Consider the following 19,260-nt stretch of genomic DNA (forward strand, 5'->3'; position numbering starts at 1 on the left):
TTCCGCGTGTAAGATGTTGTGCGGTCAGTCATGAAATAGTAAAGTAGCGCCGCCTGTCCGCTTACCGTCTTTTCGAACGCCGCAGTGTCCCGGCCTCGCTTGCGGCGGAGCGTCGCTCACTACTACCGCCCGCAGGGCTGACCGAATGCTCAGCAGACCACTCGTCGTCGACCTCGATGGCACATTGATTCGCTCGGACGTTTTGATCGAATCTGGATTCGCCTACCTGAAAGCGGCACCGCACCGCTTCTACAAGCCGCTGTTATGGCTCGCACAGGGTGGCAAGCCTGGGCTGAAAGCACATCTTGCAGATGCGACAAACGTGGACGTTACTGTGCTGCCCTATGACGCCACGGTGCTCGATTGGCTGAAAGCGGAGCGCAAGGCCGGCCGCTCGCTAGTGCTGGCGACAGCGAGTCACGAACGTTATGCGCAAGCCATTGCTGCGCACCTCGGCATCTTCGACCGCACCTTCGCCACACACGACGACGTGAACCTGTCCGCGCGCAACAAGCGCGAAGTACTTGTGGCCGAGTACGGGGAAAAGGGTTTCGACTATGTCGGCAATTCGCATGATGACGTCATCGTCTGGCAGTCCGCCGAACGCGCCTATGTCGTCAATCCCTGCAACGGGGTGGAGCGTGCAGCAAGCAAGATCGGCAATGTAGAGCGGGTAATCGAGTCTCGGCCGCCTACGCTGAAAATATGGGCGAAGTCGTTGCGTCTGCATCAGTGGCTAAAGAACCTGCTGATCTTCGTGCCCCTACTGGCCGGACACAGGTTGTCGCACCTTGACCTCGCCATCGCCGCACTACTGGCGTTTTTCGCGTTTGGTCTTTGCGCTTCCAGCGTATATCTGCTGAACGACCTGCTCGATCTCGAAGACGACCGCCACCATCCCGTCAAACGCAGGCGACCACTCGCATCGGGTGCGTTGCCACTCATGTGGGGAATCGCGCTGTTTCCTGTCCTGCTCATAAGCGCGTTCGCTCTTGCCTGGGTCTTATTACCATGGCGCTTCTCGGCAGTGCTGCTCGGATACTACGTACTAACGCTTGCCTACTCAGTATTCCTCAAGCGCCAGGTAATGGTTGATGTCGTCGTGCTGGCTCTGCTTTACACCATCCGGATCATCGCGGGAACCGCGGCTGTCGCAGCGCACCTGACGTTCTGGCTGCTTGCTTTCTCGATGTTTATTTTCCTGAGCCTCGCACTAGTCAAGCGCTACGCCGAACTGCACTCGATGAAAGAACGAGGTCTCATGAAAACGCGCGGGCGCGGCTACGTTGCAAGCGATCTGCCGCTGATCTCATCGCTCGGCACTGCAGCAGGTTATCTGGCGGTGCTGGTGCTGGCGCTATACATCCAGGATGGCAAGACCGCCGGCTTGTATCGATACCCTCAAATAATCTGGCTCGCCTGCCCACTGCTCCTCTACTGGATCAGCCGAACCTGGATGATTGCTCATCGGGGCCTGATGCACGATGATCCGATCGTTTTCGCCGCACGCGACCGGGTCAGCCTGTTCACGTTCGCACTGTGCGGTGTAGTTTTTTGGGCGGCCACCTAAGCGATGAGCACAGTGCTGTCGTGGGGACGCTACCCAAACGCGCCTCAAGAGGCTCATACCGTGATGTGGCGGGACGCCGTGCCCACTGAATGGCTAAGCGTCATCCGAGATCACCAAACGACGCTCCCGTTTGGCAACGGCCGCAGCTATGGCGACAGTTGCCTCGCTGCATCCGGGCATGTCCTGCAAACGTTGCCGCTCGACCGCCTTATTGCCGCAGACTGGCAAAGCGGTGTGCTGCGTGCCGAGCCGGGCGTTACGCTCGAACAGATTCTCGATGTTGCCATTCCGCGAGGGTGGATACTGCCGGTTACTCCCGGTACCAAGTATGCGACGCTGGGTGGCGCGATCGCCAACGACGTACATGGCAAGAACCATCACGTGCGCGGCACCTTCGGCCGACATGTGCGCCGCTTTGCGTTGGTGCGTAGCGACGGCACTCAATTCGAATGTGGTCCAAATGAGCGCGAAGAATTCTTCGCAGCGACGATCGGCGGGCTCGGACTCACCGGGCTTATCCTATGGGCCGAAATCCAGTTGATGCCGATCCAGTCGAGCATGATCGACATGACCAGCATCCGCTTCGCTAATCTCGACGAATTCTTTGCATTGTCGGAACGGCTCGATCCGCTGCACGAATATAGTGTCGCGTGGGTGGACTGCCAGAGCCGCGGTACGCAGCTTGGGCGCGGCATCTTCATGGTTGGCGATCATGCGCCCACGGGGCCACTCGAAGTCGTGAAGCGCAAAAAGCGTGCGGTCCCGTTCACACTACCCATACCGGTATTCAACCGCACGACCTTGGGCGCGTTCAACGAACTCTACTATCGCCGCCAACGACGCGCCGAAGTGCAGGCACAGGTCAGCTACGACGCCTACTTCTACCCACTCGACAGCTTGCTGGAGTGGAATCGGATTTATGGGCGGGCGGGCTTTCAGCAATATCAGTGCGTCGTACCGCCGGGTGTGGCGCGTGACGCAATTCGCGCGATTCTTGATGCTATTGCGCATAGCGGCACCGGTTCATTTCTCGCGGTGCTGAAACGGTGCGGCGATTTACGCTCACCTGGACTGCTCTCTTTTCCGATCGAAGGCACATCGCTAGCACTCGATTTTCCACAGCGCGATGCTCTGAATGCGCGACTTTTCTCGCAACTCGATGCGATCGTACGTGAGGCCGGAGGCCGCATTTATCCCGCGAAGGATGCGCATATGCCAGGCGCCGACTTTCGCGTCGCTTATCCTCAATGGCAACAACTTGAAGCGCTGCGCGACCCGGCGATGCTCTCGCGCTTCTGGGAACGGACCACTCGAACATGAAAAACATTCTTATCGTCGGTGCCACATCTGCAATTGCTATCGCATGCGCTCGTCAATGGGCAACGCAAGGTGCGCGTTTTTTCCTCGTCGCACGTAACGGCGAACGGCTTGAGCAGGTCGCAGCGGATCTGACAACACGCGGTGCGCAGTTCGCTGCGACACATCAACTCGACATAGACAAGCTCGATCAGCACGCCACCATGTTGCAGCGTTGCACAGGTGAACTGGGCACGCTGGATGTCGTGCTGGTCGCACCTGGAACTTTGCCCGATCAGGCTGCCTGCCAAGCCGACCCTGCGGTTGCGGTGCGGGAATTCAACACGAATGCCGTGTCAGTGATCGCTTTGCTGACGCCGATCGCCAACGTGCTCGAGGCGCAGAAGCGCGGCGCGCTGGCGGTGATTTCGTCGGTAGCTGGGGATCGTGGGCGACCGTCGAACTACCTCTATGGGAGTGCAAAGGCTGCTCTTACCGCGTTCTGTGAAGGGTTGAATGCCCGGCTATTCAAAGTCGGCGTGCATGTCTTGACGATCAAACCAGGATTTGTCGCAACGCCGATGACAGTGGGACTACCGTTGCCAGGACCGCTTGTTGCGACACCTGACAGGGTTGCGGCGGATATTGTCCGTGCGATCGACAAGCGCAAGGATGTTCTGTACACGCCGTGGTTCTGGTCGATCATCATGTTAATCATTCGATCAGTGCCGAGACTGCTGTTCAAGCGCGCGTCGTTGTGAGACGAGCGAATGTTTGCGAATAACAAACAAGCTTTATTGAACTACATCGTCTTCGCTCTGGGAGTCGCTACGCTGGTGACGACCAGCATAGCTGTGTGGCAAAATTTCTCACCGCTTCCGATCAATGATTCGTGGGACGGCTCGATCGGGTTTTACATGCGTGCGATGCAAGCACCTTGGCCTGCATTCTTCGAGCAACACAACGAACACCGCCTTGCATTCTCGCGGCTCATATTCTTTGCTGATGTCCGCTATTTCGGCGGACGAAACGTGCTATCGCTGATCGCGAATCTCGGGCTCGCTGGCGCGTTCGCTTTGGCTTTTTTCCGCATTACAGTACATCACTGCCAGACGCTCACGCGCGGAGCACAGCTTGGTGTAGCGGGTGCCGCCCTCGTGTTCAGCTTCTCCTGGATCCAGAATGAGAACTTCACGTGGGGGTTTCAGAGCCAGTGGTTCGCCGTCTATTTATTCGCGTTACTTGCGTTTCATTCGATCGACCGCGCTGTTGAGTGCAACGCGCAGCGTGAACCCCGGGGGTCACTGGGATGGCTCGCGGTCGCAGTGACGAGCGCTTCGATCGCTGCTTATTCGATGTCCAGTGGCGTCCTCGTGTTTCCGGTCCTGATGCTTCAGGCCATTTATCTGCGCCTGAATCTGCGCGGGCTACTAGCAATCCTCGTCATAGGCATCACGGTATGGCTTACCTACTTTGTAGGTTGGCATCCTGTCGCCAGCAGTGGCAACCTGGCTACTGGACTTCGCGAACACCCGTTTGGCATTCTTCGCTATGTGTTGCTGTATCTCGGAGCTCCTGCATTTCATGCGCATCTTAGGCAGACGGGCGCCTACATCTGTGGAACCTTCGTTCTGGCGACGCTCATCATTGGGTGCATCAGGGCATTACAACCTGGCAGAAAGTCGCTCCGTGCCACATCGTTACTTGCGTTCGCCGGGTTCGTTGGCGGAAATGCGCTGCTCACGGCGATGGGGCGTCTGTGGCTCGGACTAGATACAGCACTTGCTTCTCGCTACACGACGGCATCCCTTGCAGCCTGGCTCGCGCTAATCGCTTTTGCCGCGCTCAACAGTCGCTCTACGACACAACGCAGGTGCGTTCTTATCGTTGCCGGTCTTGCGACAATGCTAGTTCTCTTCGATCAACGCTTCGTGTTTATAAAAGAGAAAAATATAACGTACGCACGCATGGTCGCAGGTCTTGCACTTCGCTCTCATGTCTACGATCGCGACATCACTCAGGCGGTTTATCCGTTCCCCGACGCACTGATCGTCACCGCCAAACAAGCGGAGATTGCGCAGCTTTCTATCTTCGCGCCGGACCAGCCTGACTTCCTTGCGCCACCCGCCCATGTCAGCGCTGACTCGCAGTGTAACGGGGCAATCGATGAGATCTCGCAGACCACGACGCCCGGTGTCTACCGCGCGTCGGGCTGGATCTACGATGCGGCCAGCAAAGAAACACCTCGCCAGCTTGTTGTCACCGATTCGAGCGGCGATACATTGGGCACAGGTGTGTCGGGGGGGCAACGGCTCGATGTCGACACTATATTTGGACGACCGGCGAGATTCAGCGGCTGGACCGCCTTCTTCAAGGCGCCTGCGGGTGGCGGCATCCGGATCAACGGCCAGACAGGCTCAGGCGCCTACTGCGCATTACCGGAAGAAAGGGCGATTACCGTGACCTCTCCAACCCCATCGTAGTGATCGATCGACAGAGGCGTTGACCGAACTGCCCCAATCCAGATTAACTGGACACACAGGGTCTGCCTGTATCATTCGAAGATACAACATCGCAGAAGTACATTTCTACTCGCCGGCAAACGTATGAAACAGACTCGCATTCTTCTTCCAGGTGGCGCTGGCCTAGTCGGCCAAAACCTCGTCGCACGCCTGAAAGCGCGTGGGTACAACAACCTTGTCGTGCTCGATAAGCACGAGGCCAATCTGGACATACTGCGACAGGTGCATCCGGACGTGACCGCGGTGTCCGCCGATCTCGCCGAGCCAGGCGATTGGGCCAAATACTTTGAGGGTGCCGATCTCGTAGTGATGCTTCAGGCCCAGATCGGTGCGCCCACCCGAGAACCGTTTGTCCGCAATAACATCACTGCGACACGCAACGTACTCGACGTGATCATGCACTATCAGATTCCCTATACCGTGCACATCAGTTCGTCGGTCGTAAACTCGGTTGGAGAAGACTTCTATACGGAGACCAAGCGCGAACAGGAAGAGATCGTGCTCGCTTCAGGTATCGAGTGCGTCGTGTTGCGACCTACGTTGATGTTCGGCTGGTTCGATCGAAAGCATCTCGGCTGGCTGTCCCGCTTCATGCATCGCGTGCCGGTATTCCCCATTCCGGGCAGCGGACGCTATATGCGCCAACCTCTCTATGTCGGCGACTTCTGCAACGTGATCATTAGCTGCGTGGAATCCCGGATCAAAGGTCAGGCATTCAATATTACGGGCCTCGAGCGCGTCGACTATATCGACATTATCAGGCAGATCAAGCGCGCGACCCGCGCGCGCTGCGCGATAGTCCGCATTCCCTACAGCCTCTTCTATGTGCTGTTAAAGATCTATGCGCTGTTCGACAAGAACCCGCCGTTCACCGCCGATCAACTGAAGGCCCTGACTGCTGGCGACGAGTTCGAGGTCATCGACTGGGAAGGTATCTTTAATATCCGCGCCACGCCCTTTGCGACGGCGATGGATGAGACTTTCAACGATCCGACATATAGCCAGATTGCACTCGAATTTTGAGCGAACAACATCTATGAGCACAGAGCGTATCGCAGTTTTGGGAGCCGGTCCGATGGGTCTTGGAGCGGCTTATCAACTGGTTAAAGACGGGCGCAAACCGGTCATCTTTGAAGCAGACGATCGTGTCGGCGGGATGGCGGCATGTTTCGACTTTGGAGGACTTTCGATCGAACGCTATTACCACTTTCACGCGATCTCGGATCATGCTTTCTTTGAAGTACTGCGTGAGCTCGGCATCGAAGAGAAAATGCAATGGCGTGAGACAAAGATGGGGTATTTCTTTCAGGGCTGCGTCCAGCCTTGGGGCAACCCGATCGCGCTTCTGAAATTCAAGGGTTTGAGTCTACAAGCGAAATTCCGTTACGGATTGCATGCGTTCCTCTCGACCAAGCGAAACGACTGGAAGCCCCTGGATCACGTGGAAGCAACAGGATGGATTCGCCGCTGGATTGGTGAAGAAGCATGGGAAGTGCTGTGGCGCCGTCTGTTCGACTACAAGTTCTACGATCACGCATACAACCTTTCTGCAGCGTGGATCTGGAGCCGTATCCGCCGCATCGGCCGGTCGCGCTACAACCTTTTCCACGAGAAACTTGGCTATCTCGAGGGTGGCTCGGACACATTGCTCTTAGAAATGCGTCGGTACATCGAGGCTAACGGGGGTGAATTCAGGTTAGGCACGCCCGTACAAAAGGTGGTGATCGAAAACGGCACGGTTACTGGTATCGAGGCCGGCGGCGAAGTGCTGCCGTTCGACAAAGTCATCAGCACCATTCCACTGCCCTACGTACCACGTGTGATGCCCGATCTGCCAAAAGACATCCTCGACGCATTTCGCAGCGTAAAAAACGTCGCGGTAGTTTGCGTCATCGCGAAGTTGAAGAAGGCGGTCACCGAAAATTTCTGGCTCAACACAAACGATCCTGAGATGGATATTCCGGGCATCGTGGAGTACACGAATTTACGACCGCTGGACGAGCATATTGTCTATGTTCCGTTCTACATTCCAGGCGAGCATCCCAAGTATCAGGAGGCCGACTCAGTCTTCATAGACAAAGTGAAACGCTATTTGATGAAGATCAACCCAGCGTTAACACTGGACGACTTCATCGACGTACGCGCAAGCCGGTATCGGTTCGCTCAGCCGATTTGCGAGCCGGGCTATCTGGATCGTCTCCCACCGATCCAGCTCCCCGTCAACGGCTTGCTGGTCGCTGACACGTCGTACTACTACCCTGAGGACCGCGGTATCTCAGAGAGCATTGGATTGTCACGAAAGATGGCGAGGATGATATGACGCGAGCGCAAGCGGGCGCCAAGCGAACGTTCGTCTCGACGAACTTTCTCCTATTCCTGCTCACGGGTGGCTTCGCGGCGGCGGTAAACTGGGGAAGCCGGATCGTCTACAACGTGTGGATGCCCTTCACAGCGGCGATCGTCGTTGCCTATATCACGGGGATGATCACGGCATTCGTGCTGGTGAAGCTATTTGTGTTTACAAAGAGCACACAGTCAACCGGGCGATCGATTTTCTTTTTCTCGCTGGTAAATCTGGTCGCTGTGGCGCAAACCTGGGTCGTTAGCGTTGGGCTGGCGTACTACGTGTTCCCGTCAATTGGATTCAACTGGCATACGCGAGATATCGCGCATTTGTTCGGTGTCGTGGTTCCAGTGTTTACGAGTTACGTTGGGCACAAAAGATGGAGTTTTAAGCATTGATTGTGCCCACAGTCCTCGGATTTTTCGTGTCGTCAGCGAAACTGGACCGTGCCAGGACACAGTAGTCGTCGGAAACCCGTTTGCGACATAAGATGGCCTTGGAGCGAATATGTCTCCGATATTGCGAAGACTGTCGGCTTGTTCTTGCACTGCCACCGTCAATTCATTTTCGTTGAATTGAAATGGTTGGTATCATCTTAGCGGTTCATTGAAAACCTGCGATCCCGTGTACTGTCGTTGACATGCTGCGGAACTATCTGAGGGGCATCGAGTGAATCACAAGGAAAAACTCCTGGCTGGGCTGAACATCTCAACCGGCATCGGCGCAGAAATTGGAGCTCTTTGCCGGCCCATCGTCAGCAGAAGCGATGGTGCGATCTATTACGTCGATCACGCTAGTACGGCAGATTTACGGGAAAAATACAAGAACGACCCACAGGTTGACACAAATGCGATTGTTGACGTGGACGCGGTTTGGGGAAAACAATCTTTGTCCGAGGCACTTGGCGGTAAATGTCTCGACTATGTGATTGCTTCACACGTTATTGAGCATGTTCCTGATCTTGTCGGTTGGCTAACTGAAGTCAGCGCGGTCCTGAAACCCAATGGGCAGTTGCGTCTTGCCGTTCCCGACAAACGCTTCACGTTTGATCTTAAGCGGGAGGAATCCCGCTTAAGCGATGTGCTAAGTGCTTATGTTGTGCGTGCACGCATTCCACAACCACAAGCCGTTATCGATCACATCCTGAACGTCCGCTATGATGTAAGCGTGAGTGAGATCTGGCTTGGCAGATCATCCAATGGCCGACCGGCACATACATTTGCAGACGCGATAGGAACCGCACAGGACGCCTTTACGAACGGCCATTACCATGATGTACATTGCTGGGTATTCACCCCAGCGGGGTTTGCAAGAATTTGCCGACAGCTTGTAGAAAACAACCTTCTTCGCATGTCTTGTGCCAAGTTTTTTGACACTGCGCGAAACGAGCTCGAGTTCCATGTCCATATGCAGGAATGCGCGGATGTAGGCTATGCCGCTGCAACCTGGGAGGAGATGGAAAAATTAGCATCACCGCTGCCGCCACGAACGATCGTTGACTGGCGAAAGCTTCAAACGACCATCATCCCTAAGCGACTTCATAACGTAGCTCGCCGCCTGAAGCACCGATTGGCGTAGCGATTTCAAATCTTCAATGTGCGTGTCTGAAAATCGCACAGTGTCCACAACAATCGAGTAAGTGGAGAAATTGCTTCGATTGCCCTGTTGAGCTAATTATTTGGAAATTTATCGAGGCCTAGATGGACAGAGTCGACGCATACGAAAAACTTACATCGGTTGCTAGCGATCAGGAAGCCATCTTTCGAGAACTGCGCAAGTTACCAATCGATCTGGTCGCGGATGTATTGAATTACATTCCACCGGAATATGATGCTGTCCGTCGAGCGTTACCAGCTATGGCACCGGAAGATGTTCAGGTTAGCTGGACGGGGTCGGCCGGACATACCCTACTGATGCAAAGTTGCGCATTCGTGCGAGCGTTGGAGAGCGGATTTAACCGTTTTGGAGGCCGTTCACTTGATGGCGCGCGGATACTGGACTACGGTTGCGGCTGGGGGCGATTGATCCGCTTGATGTACAAATTCACGGAACCCAAAAACCTCTATGGATGTGACCCGTGGGCTCGTTCGATTGAACTTTGTGACGAGGCTGGTTTGAAGGCGAACCTTTCTCAGTCGGAGTATTTACCAACTGCACTCCCTTTCGCTGGCGTGAATTTTGACTTGATCTATGCATTTTCCGTCTTTACTCACTTATCGCAACGGGCCGCATCAGCTGCGCTTGCCGCGTGTCGCAAATCAATCAAACCAGATGGCATCATGGTTATCACTATCCGCCCCGTGACGTATTGGGATCATCATGACGAAGCGCAGAACAAGGTGGATCGAGAGCAAATGAAGCGGGATCATGCATCGAAAGGTTTCGCCTTCACGCCGCATGGCCGCGCCCCAATCGACGGGGATATCACATACGGTGACACGTCGATCACGCTTGAGTACATCCGGCGCCAATGGACTGATTGGGAAATCGTTGGAACGGATTGCTTTTTGCAGGATCCGTTCCAGACGCTAGTGTTCATGAAACCAAACTAGGTCAGCGGAGGAGTTCACCATGCCCGAATAGGGGCCTTCCGGTGAAGCATACCTGTGGCTCGGCGACTTTGTGTTGGGCGGTCACATTGTCGCCTACGCCTTCGCCACCATCAGGCATAAGCGCCGCGGCTAGTCTCCCAGAGACGCTGATGGTTGACCTTGCAGGCGGGTAGACACATTGCGGCGTACGCCCCAACGATTCCCCATAAAGCACAATAGATCAGCGGAGCCACGTGTAGGTGATCCGCGTGAGTGATTGGGTCGACTATCCATGTAATGCCGCCATACAGGCAGTACGCGATAAACAGTGCCTTCGGCCATACCGACGCACGATTCGCGAGGTACATGGAGCCAGCGATGGCCAGCAGGATCACAGATCCATAAGCCATGTGGTGTACGACGGCAATCTGGATGATAAGCAGCGTCATCGCAACAATGCCGAGAAAACCGCACCAGATCAGCCGTGTCACGAGGGGATCTGCCTTTCCGCGAATCCATGCCACGAGTGCCGGCAGAACGCCAAGCATCGGGATTCCAACCGTGCGGGCCAGCACTGCAAAATCCTTGGCGCGCTGGTTTCCAAGCCAGCTAGGCGAGCGGTTGTCGATAGGGCGATACAGCACCACGTTCCCCGGCACATCACCGAGCAGATGGAACGAAAATCGCTTCATTTGAAACCATTTTCCCCATCCCGTCGCACGAAGCGTCTCGAGCATGCTCGTCAACACAGACTTCGCTCGATGGTCGAATCCCACGTCATTCGCTAACTGAAAACGGGTTAGGGCGTTTCCATGCGGCTGGACGAATGTCGTCCAGATTTGCCATGGCGCCATCACCGCTAATGCAAGTAGCGTTCCCACCAACAGGATTCGCCAGTCGCGAACCCGGAGGACCGGGAAGAATACGATAAGGAAAGCAATCGCTGCTATCGCATTGCCGGAGTGAGCGAGGTAGGACAACGCCAACGCCGACGGAATCAACGACAGATTCGAGCGCGGCCGGTCCGGGTCGACCGGTACTGAGAGCATTAGACCGACGGCTAGCAGGATATAACCCGCGCCCAGCATCTTCCCCCATATGTACAGGGTGTTGAAGAGTGCGAATGGTGATAGCAGCACAAGCGCGACGAAGAAAGTGCGATGCCGCACCTCGATTTTGGTCGCAAACCACGCGACTACGGGAATCCACATCGTGAGGATCGCAATCCCCGCGATTCCATCAGCGTTGTAGACGAAGTCGCTGCCAACAAGCTCCGCAATCGGTTCGATGAATAACGTCTGGGGAATGATCAGCAAGACGGTCAGCAATGGAGTTCTATCATCCAGAAACCACGGGCCGGCGAGCATGGGACCATAACTGTGAGCGAGCGCCTGGGCAAAGACGATCGGATTTTCATTGTCAGTCGACCAGCTCAAGGGCGAGAACATTGCATTTACCGCCCATCGTCCCCCGCCGTTGTCGATACCCGCTACAAACGATGTGAGGCACATCGCCGCAGCCAGCCACAGAGTCAACGCCGTACGGTGCTGATTCCACACTGTCCTGAGATCACCCTTCGCAAATCCCCACGCGCAAAGCCAAATCGATGAAGCAAGAATAGCGACACCCGTTGCGCGCGCCAGAACTGGATTGATAGCCGCTGCGCTGAACACAATCATGCCGGCGATGCCGACGCCGATCATCCCTGCCCCGAAGGCGTCGACGTCTTTACGGAACCCCGCTACGATGACGTGCGACGCAAAGAAGATGACGAGGAGTACGAGCATGGTGGCAGCAACGATCATCTGCTTCACTCCGAACCCGGAATTGGCCAGATAAGTTGCGCGCGACACCTCGAATGGAGTGGCAATGCCCAGATACGAGTCCGGAGCTGCGGCGTTCGAAACCGCAATCAGACTGACCTCTGATGCACAGAAGGATGCGGGCACGCTCACATACGCAACGCTCCACTCATCAAACGTCTGCAAACTGCTGACTATCAGGCGGCGCCCCGAGGCTTTGCATTCGAGATTGATCTCGTCAGCGTTGACGTAGCCGCGATTACCCCCCCTCTGGAATGGAACTGCCATGTAGTGGGGAGCCTTGAACGGGGGGCTTTCGATAGTTCCTTTCGTTGCCCCTGTCGAACTCCACGTTCTCCACATAGCGAAGCCCGGGGAATCGAGCATTGTCTGCGGTACCTGCAAGGCAGAGGGCGCATCCTTCAATGGCGGGAACAATCCAGTCTCGGTCCAGCCGCTAGCCACCACAAGCGGTCGGGGAGCGGATACCTTGCCAAGAGAGAGAATCGCAGCAAGCAGCGCCACGAGGAGGAGTACGCAGACTGAATATTTCGAAGCTCTACTTGACATGGCGGCGTGTTGGAATCAGGTCGGGCCGATCATATCATTCTGCTGCACCGGCTCCGTCGATGGAATCGGCGGTCGCAGCCGACTACGTGTGCTCTTGCTAAACCGCGACAGTGCGACGTAACAACCGAATCAGAATCCGCCCGGCGTTGTTCCCAGGGGTTTCAACGAAGCGATAAGTAACATACGAAATCAGCGTTACCACTGCAAGTCCGATCACGAGAGAAACCGCGTAGGCGAAGGTGACGTATGTGAGCCGCCTATAGATGAATCCAAAAACACTGGACATCAGGAACAGCGTCGTCGCATGGCTGAGGTACACCGAGTAGCTAATCTTGCCGTAAAAGCGCGTGACCGGATTAACGAACCAACCAGGTGCCTTGATCGCTAGACCGATCAACAGGACGCCGTAAATGACCGCCTGAACGGTAATCCCGTCGACCTGCTCGGTGTTGATCATCCCGTAGGCAATGGCGAGTAAGCCAAAGAGACCTGCGGCGATCAGCAACTCGCCGACGCCATGTTGCCGAGCGCGATTCATATCCAGAATCGAATACAGCCGATACGCCACTATCCCAAGAAAAAACGTAGGAATGTGGTGCAGGAGACTGAAATTGTAGTACGTCGAGGCCACGGACTGGTCAACCACCAGCATCAGAATAACGTAGTGCCAGACCCATCGGCAAAGAAGCGAAACAAGGAACATCGCGACCGCCCGGCCGAAATTCGAAGCGAGCTTGAAAAACAAAGGGAACGCGAGATAGAAAAGCATCTCGACGCCAAGAGTCCAGCTCGCCCAGACAAATCCTTGCTCGTGCCCAGGAAAGAAGTTAAGCACAAAGAAAACGCTTCGCGCTATTTCCGCCGGCGAATGGAGTACATCAAAAATAACCTTGTCCCGGATGCAATAGAGGACGATCCAGACGTAGAACAGCGGCGCAATGCGAAAGAATCGGCGGATGTAGAAATTTCTGAGAGGGGTGCCTTCGTCCCGTCGACGCGAGTCCGACGACAGGCACAAGGTAAACGCGCTGACCACAAAGAAGAGGGTCACACCCGAGCCGCCCAAACCTGTGAATGGCGCCAGCCATCGAGGGGCAACCGCGGCGGGCGTCGTGATGAGACTGAAATGAAAAACGAGTACGTACAATGCCGCAAAGCCACGAAGTGAATCTATAAAGCCGAGCTTTTGAGGTTCCATTGAACGTGAGAAATCAAGGTGAATAACGCGGCATCATACCATTCGAGTCAACTGCCGATTTGTGCTCCCCCAGTAGGAGCACGAACGCAAACCACCGATGCGCCGCGCCCCATTCTTGGACCTCCCAAAAGCCAAGCAAAGACCCAGTGTCTAGGTTCCCCGCACAGGCTAATCTCCGGAAACCGCTGACACCTGCTCAAGCACCCGTTCATCGAGATTGAACTGCGAGCAAAGGTGACGAACATATGCGTCAGCGATCGTAACAATCGAAGCATCAAGGTCGTACTTCTCTCTAATCCACAACTGAATGCTGCGAATCTCCCTCAATTGGGCTTCACCAAAGCCGCCGATAGTAACGCTGTTGCCATGGCGGCGATGCAAATTGAGAGAATCGGGCACAAACGAGACCTTGCCCGCCTCCATGACTCGCAGATAGACCATCCAGTCGCCGGCGACACGGAAGCGACGTACCTCGTCAAAGTGTGACTGCAACACGTTCGACAATTCACGACGACGAAATACAACTGCGCTGGCATTCGGAATGGTGTTCTTGATGGCCAGTGCCTCTCGAATCTCCACAACACCCGAGTTCAAGTACGGCTCGCTCCACTTCGTTGTAGAGATATCGGCCACATAGTCGCCATAGTGCTCCGAGATGAGCTCACCCGATCCGGCCATTTGCTTGGATTCGCAATAGCTTAGGACAGCGTCTGCGTCCTCGAATCCGGCGATCACCGTTGGCAGAAATTCGGGAAGCGCAAGATCATCTGCCTCCGCGATCCAAATATAGTCGCCATGCGCGAGCTCTACACCACGCTTCCATTGCGCGAACACCGATCCCGAGTTGACTTCGTTCACAATCAAACGGTTGTCTACTGGCTGATTGGCAAGCTTCGCCTTGATAACGTCTACGCTTCCATCCGTCGAACAGTCGTCAAGTACGATCACTTCATAAATTGGATACTTTTGTTTGAAGATCGAATCGAGTCTTCCATCGACGAAGCGCGCGTAGTTGAAATTGGGAACAATTACCGAAACACGCTTGAATCCACATCCGAGCATGTCGAGTAGATCAAACAGATAGTGTCGGAATGAAAACTCTTCAGCAATAATATGAGCACCCGTGGCCCCTAACTCATGCGCTCGTTCAGGATTGTCTAGCAGGCTTTGAACGGCGCTGGCGAATGCAGAGACATCCTCAAACGGCACCAGCAACCCACAGTCCCGAGCCAGAAGCTCGCATGAACCTGTCGCATCTTCAAAGGCAACAACCGGCAACGCTGCCTCCAAGGCCTCAAGCACCACGGACGGAAATGGATCTTCACGGGAGGTTACCGCCAGGACATCTGCGCCCGCGTAGTAAACATCCGTGTCCGATTCGAGCCCCGGGAAAATGAAGTGCGAGCGAGCGGCGTGTTGCTTCAAACGCCCTTCGATTTGACTCCGCATCTGCGCTTCCCAATGGCCTACCCAAACGAAATACACGTCCGGTTGTTGGGTGACTAACTTGTCTCCTGCCTGTACAAAAAGATCTACTCCCTTCCGAAAATCCGCAAAGCCAACACCCAGTACGATCCTCGCGTTCTTCGGCAAGTGAAGCTTCTCGCGAAGCGCAGACCGCGCACGTTCCCTATCATTCCGAAGTGCATTTCGCTTATAGAGCCCTTGCGGTCGAAGGTGGGCGCGCTCACCCAACGCGGGCACCAGTCGTTCGAACGAACGTTGAACGGACGTCGCGGGAAACACAACGGCTGACGCATACTCGCCAATCTGCTCTGCGTGGCGCTCCAACTGATATTTGGCAAGCATGCCCTGCAGTTCGTGGACAAGCACGACGCACCTAAGACCGCCTCGCGCGAGAACACCGGCAAACAATCCAGACACGGTCGTATTGCAGATCGCGTTACTGAATCCCTGTCGGGCGAGTCGCTGTACCAACGTACGAGCCTCGTCTCCTTCGGGATTCAATCCGCTCAGATCGTGTACCGCACCCCAACGCGCAAATTCAGCCTTCAGAGGGCCATCACCAAGCAGGACCGTGACAACCTCAACACCGAGATCCGTAGAGAGGGTTCGGACAAGATTCAACGCAAGATATTGAGCGCCATGTGGATGGGCGTCATGCGATACGACCACAATACGACGTCGGCTTGTAATCGTGCTGGCTCGCGTCAATGCATCATTGGTTGCGTGCAGCCACGCGTACCCGTATTTGCGATCGGGCTCCAGGTGTGCACCTTCTGCCCACTCGTTCCATGCGTTGATGAAGACAAGCCGCTCGTCGGGTGCTTCAATACTGTGGATAGTGTCGACGGCTGCGTTATACAACCACTCCTGGTAAAACTTTGGCGTGGAGCCAATGAATGCTGTTCCGCGACCTGGCTTACGTGCCTCGTTGTCCCAAGACGGCGTGACTCCACGAAACAACCGGTACTCCGGAGTCTCATATGAGCGGCTTCTCTCCAGATAGTGTGTCCAGTCCAGCACATGCCCGGCAAAATTATGGTTGATAAGCGTTACATCACCGGCCTTTGACGGCGGTTGACTGTTATTTGGCGGAAACTCCACTGCGGCGTCGAACCCATATTCGCGCGGATCCACTTTCTCAAAAGATTGCGTGTACGCCAGATAAAGTTCACCCAATCCGTTTTCCCGTGCCCACGCTCGCCAACGTTCAACCGTAGCTTTCGCATCTGGAAGCAGGTTCGGCCGGTACACCATGAGGTACGGACGTCCACCGACGCGGATATATCTCGGATCGCGCATATATCGGGCAACGTGCTCAATAAACGCGATGTCGTCCTCCGGAGAATGGTGCTGCGAAATAAGCAGTTCCTGGTCGAGACCATCCCACCGGCGCGTCCAATTCTCGTTTGCCCAGCAAAGGCAAAACGGCAGATCAAATTCCTCATGCTCGAGATACTGGAGAATGGGGGCTTCCATCAAGCGCTTGCCACCGAACCAGTAAAAGTAGAAACAGAAGCCGCCGAGACCTGCAGCCTTCGCCAGTTCAACCTGGCGGCGTTGCACGTCAGGTATGCGCAGGTCGTAAAAGCCAAGCTCGCCAGGCAGATGCGGTTGATAGTGTCCCGTAAACTGCGGCACCGCCCTCGTGACATTCGTCCACTCAGTAAAACCGCGCCCCCACCATTCATCATTTTCGGGAAACGGATGGAATTGTGGGAGATAAAAAGCGATGGCACGAACCGGCACTTCGCGAGGTGCAACAGGCGGAAATGCCTGATAGTCAGTCGCCGGAGCAACGGCTGTCACAGGAAAAACCTGGGATGCCAGATTCACTTCGTCCGCTCTAATCGCCGGAGGTGCAGAATCACCAATCGCTACAGTCGCGTGCTGCTGCCCGGATGTTGTGGCCGCGCTACCACGTATGCGCGCACGCAGTTCAGCCCAGTCCTTGTATGCGCGTGTGTGAGAAAACAAGCCCGGAAGCAAGCGAAAACACGCGCCTTTAGCTCGCCGCTTAAACCTGTCTGACACAGGCATTTGGCGATAGATAATTTTGGCAGCTGAACGAAGTGCCGCTGCACGTTGCTCACCGCCCTTCGCTAAGCGCCCTACAAAACGAAGTGGCTTAGTGACTCGCCAGGACGTACTTGCGAGGATCGCGTTTACTTGCACAACTGCAGGCTCCCCTCTCGCATTGCGCTCCTGCACTTCCATGACCAACCTGCTATGTTCACGGAGAAATGCCTCACGATCCCGCTCAAGGGCGACAATGCGACTATCACGTTCGACGAGCTGGCTATCGCGCACCGCTACGACCCGGTGAAGGGCGGTAATGCGACTATTACGCTCTGCCAGCGCTCGGCTAAAGGCGACAATACGACTTTCGCGCTTGGTGAGACTACTATCGCGCTCCGCTACCGCTTGCTGCAGTTCTGTCAGCCGTTCATGCGTTTCACTCTCGATTCTCTTTGCTTCAACTAGCACATTTCGCACTGGCGCAGACGCGGTCCATCGCTTTGCTGCGACGTCCTCAGCATCTCCGAAACCAATGACCTTCTCATCGAGAGTTGGATGACCCGGCGCATTTGATCCTGAATCGTGGGGGATATCGATTTCGCGGACCATTTCATCAATGTTATGCATGAGCTCAGTCATGAGCGCATCTGTCTGCTGTAGCAGATCTCCGACCGAGCTTACATCGCCTTGAGTAGCGAGCCGCAGAGCGACCGACCAGCCTTGAGTCACCCGAGCGAGAATTTCATGCGGAACTGGGAGCTCAAGCCATGGATCGTTGGTCGTGACAATCAACGTAGCAGGGTCGTCCGACGACAGGAAATAAGAACCGTAAACGTGTACGAAGGACTGTGGGTGACCGTCCCAAGCCCAAATGACCGAACCACTGGCATCAAGCAAATCGATGTTGGCCAAACGTATCGCGCACGGTCGATCGCTCAGATCCAGTCGAAGTCCGTGCACCGAGACACTCGCTCCCGGATCCCGAATTTCCAGGCGGGCTAACTGCTCGCTATCATCCGCAAGCACATAGCAACCTATCGCGTGTCGCTCCGTCCATGCATCATCAGACGCAACACGCCAATACAACTTGCATTCGATACGACCGTCCACTACCTTGCCCAGGTTCGCACTGGACCTATCGGCAGCTTCATAAATACTGCTGTCAAGCACCGGAGGCACGCCGTCGGTCGCAACGGCCACAAAATATAGAGGCCGTGCCACACCTGCCTGCTCTTCTGTCGCCGCCTTGTCTTGTTCCGGTAACGTACGCAGATGCGATAGCGTGTCCTTCATCGGCGCCAGAATTGATCCGGTCACGACGCGCTGTCCGTACAGCGCAACGTTCGCAAATTGCGTATGCAACAATGATTCAAATTCGTCGAGGTAGAGTTCCTTGACGTGCCATGGATTGGAATAACCCGTTACGTCTGAATACTCATATTTATTCGGGCTCGAAATCACTACCACGCCGCCCGGCTTCAACACCCGCTTGATTTCGCGAATCATAGCTTCATGCTGGTCATGATGCTCGATCGTTTCAAAGCTCACGACAAGATCCACACTGGCGTCTGCCAGTGGGATATCTGCGGCGGAACCCACTTTGAATTCCAGATTGGAAGCTCGATGCTGATACTCCGTCTGCGCATGCTGAACAGCCTCGTCGCTGATATCAACGCCGACGACGGACGCAGCCAGGCGAGACAGCGCATACGAACCATAACCCTCGCCACATGCAATATCCAATACGCGCAAGCCGGCGGCTAGCTTGCGTGCGACGACATACCGATGCATATGCTCAAGCTCGATCTCGGTAGACATCCCTGGGATATAACGCTCACCGTCCCATGCAAGATCTTGCGCTGACTGTGCAACATGGTCAGACTCAACATGTGGGTCCGAGGTTGCGCCGTGAAATTCTTCCAAACGGTTATTCGACATAAAAAC

The 19,260-nt window shown here is 55.3% G+C and carries 12 protein-coding genes; 9 read left to right on the forward strand and 3 right to left on the reverse strand.

All coding sequences use genetic code 11. The annotated features are described in order from the left end of the window. The first annotated feature begins 145 nt into the window (after positions 1-145). From BWP39_RS11875 to BWP39_RS11915, 9 genes are all read left to right on the forward strand, one after another. Complete coding sequence (locus BWP39_RS11875; RefSeq protein WP_096720353.1) at positions 146-1,570, forward strand: UbiA family prenyltransferase; 1,425 nt, start codon at positions 146-148, stop codon at positions 1,568-1,570. Between the two features lie 3 nt (positions 1,571-1,573). After that, complete coding sequence (locus BWP39_RS11880; protein ID WP_096720355.1) at positions 1,574-2,890, forward strand: FAD-binding oxidoreductase; 1,317 nt, start codon at positions 1,574-1,576, stop codon at positions 2,888-2,890. Continuing rightward, positions 2,887-3,627, forward strand: a complete 741-nt coding sequence (locus tag BWP39_RS11885) for an SDR family oxidoreductase (RefSeq protein ID WP_096720357.1) — start codon at positions 2,887-2,889, stop codon at positions 3,625-3,627. The genes BWP39_RS11880 and BWP39_RS11885 overlap by 4 nt, the downstream gene beginning before the upstream one ends. 36 nt (positions 3,628-3,663) lie before the next feature. Next, complete coding sequence (locus BWP39_RS11890) at positions 3,664-5,349, forward strand: hypothetical protein (RefSeq protein ID WP_207556768.1); 1,686 nt, start codon at positions 3,664-3,666, stop codon at positions 5,347-5,349. Positions 5,350-5,472: 123 nt separating this feature from the next. After that, positions 5,473-6,411 (forward strand): NAD-dependent epimerase/dehydratase family protein, encoded by a 939-nt coding sequence (locus BWP39_RS11895; RefSeq protein ID WP_096720361.1) that lies wholly within the window; start codon positions 5,473-5,475, stop codon positions 6,409-6,411. A gap of 13 nt (positions 6,412-6,424) precedes the next feature. Continuing rightward, the gene (locus BWP39_RS11900) at positions 6,425-7,708 is read left to right on the forward strand and encodes an NAD(P)/FAD-dependent oxidoreductase (protein WP_096720363.1); all 1,284 of its coding nucleotides are present in this window, start codon (positions 6,425-6,427) and stop codon (positions 7,706-7,708) included. After that, positions 7,705-8,130, forward strand: coding sequence for a GtrA family protein (locus BWP39_RS11905; RefSeq protein ID WP_096720365.1), 426 nt, complete (start codon positions 7,705-7,707; stop codon positions 8,128-8,130). Before BWP39_RS11900 ends, BWP39_RS11905 begins: the two co-directional genes overlap by 4 nt. A 271-nt stretch (positions 8,131-8,401) precedes the next feature. Beyond that, positions 8,402-9,310, forward strand: coding sequence for a methyltransferase (locus tag BWP39_RS11910; RefSeq protein WP_096720367.1), 909 nt, complete (start codon positions 8,402-8,404; stop codon positions 9,308-9,310). Positions 9,311-9,432: 122 nt separating this feature from the next. Beyond that, on the forward strand, positions 9,433-10,284 hold the full coding sequence (locus BWP39_RS11915) for a class I SAM-dependent methyltransferase (RefSeq protein ID WP_096720369.1): 852 nt from the start codon (positions 9,433-9,435) through the stop codon (positions 10,282-10,284). Positions 10,285-10,394: 110 nt separating this feature from the next. Here the strand turns inward: BWP39_RS11915 and BWP39_RS11920 are convergent, their stop codons facing one another. From BWP39_RS11920 to BWP39_RS11930, 3 genes are all read right to left on the reverse strand, one after another. Beyond that, positions 10,395-12,353 carry a hypothetical protein gene (locus tag BWP39_RS11920; RefSeq protein WP_133116861.1) on the reverse strand — a complete coding sequence of 653 codons (1,959 nt, stop codon included), beginning with the start codon at positions 12,351-12,353 and terminating at the stop codon, positions 10,395-10,397. A gap of 379 nt (positions 12,354-12,732) precedes the next feature. Continuing rightward, on the reverse strand, positions 12,733-13,833 hold the full coding sequence (locus BWP39_RS11925; protein WP_096720373.1) for an acyltransferase family protein: 1,101 nt from the start codon (positions 13,831-13,833) through the stop codon (positions 12,733-12,735). A gap of 168 nt (positions 13,834-14,001) precedes the next feature. Further along, positions 14,002-19,254, reverse strand: a complete 5,253-nt coding sequence (locus BWP39_RS11930; RefSeq protein ID WP_096720375.1) for a glycoside hydrolase family 99-like domain-containing protein — start codon at positions 19,252-19,254, stop codon at positions 14,002-14,004. Positions 19,255-19,260: the final 6 nt, after the last annotated feature.

It is taken from the genome of Paraburkholderia acidicola, assembly GCF_002362315.1.
In the GTDB taxonomy this organism is placed as follows: domain Bacteria; phylum Pseudomonadota; class Gammaproteobacteria; order Burkholderiales; family Burkholderiaceae; genus Paraburkholderia; species Paraburkholderia acidicola.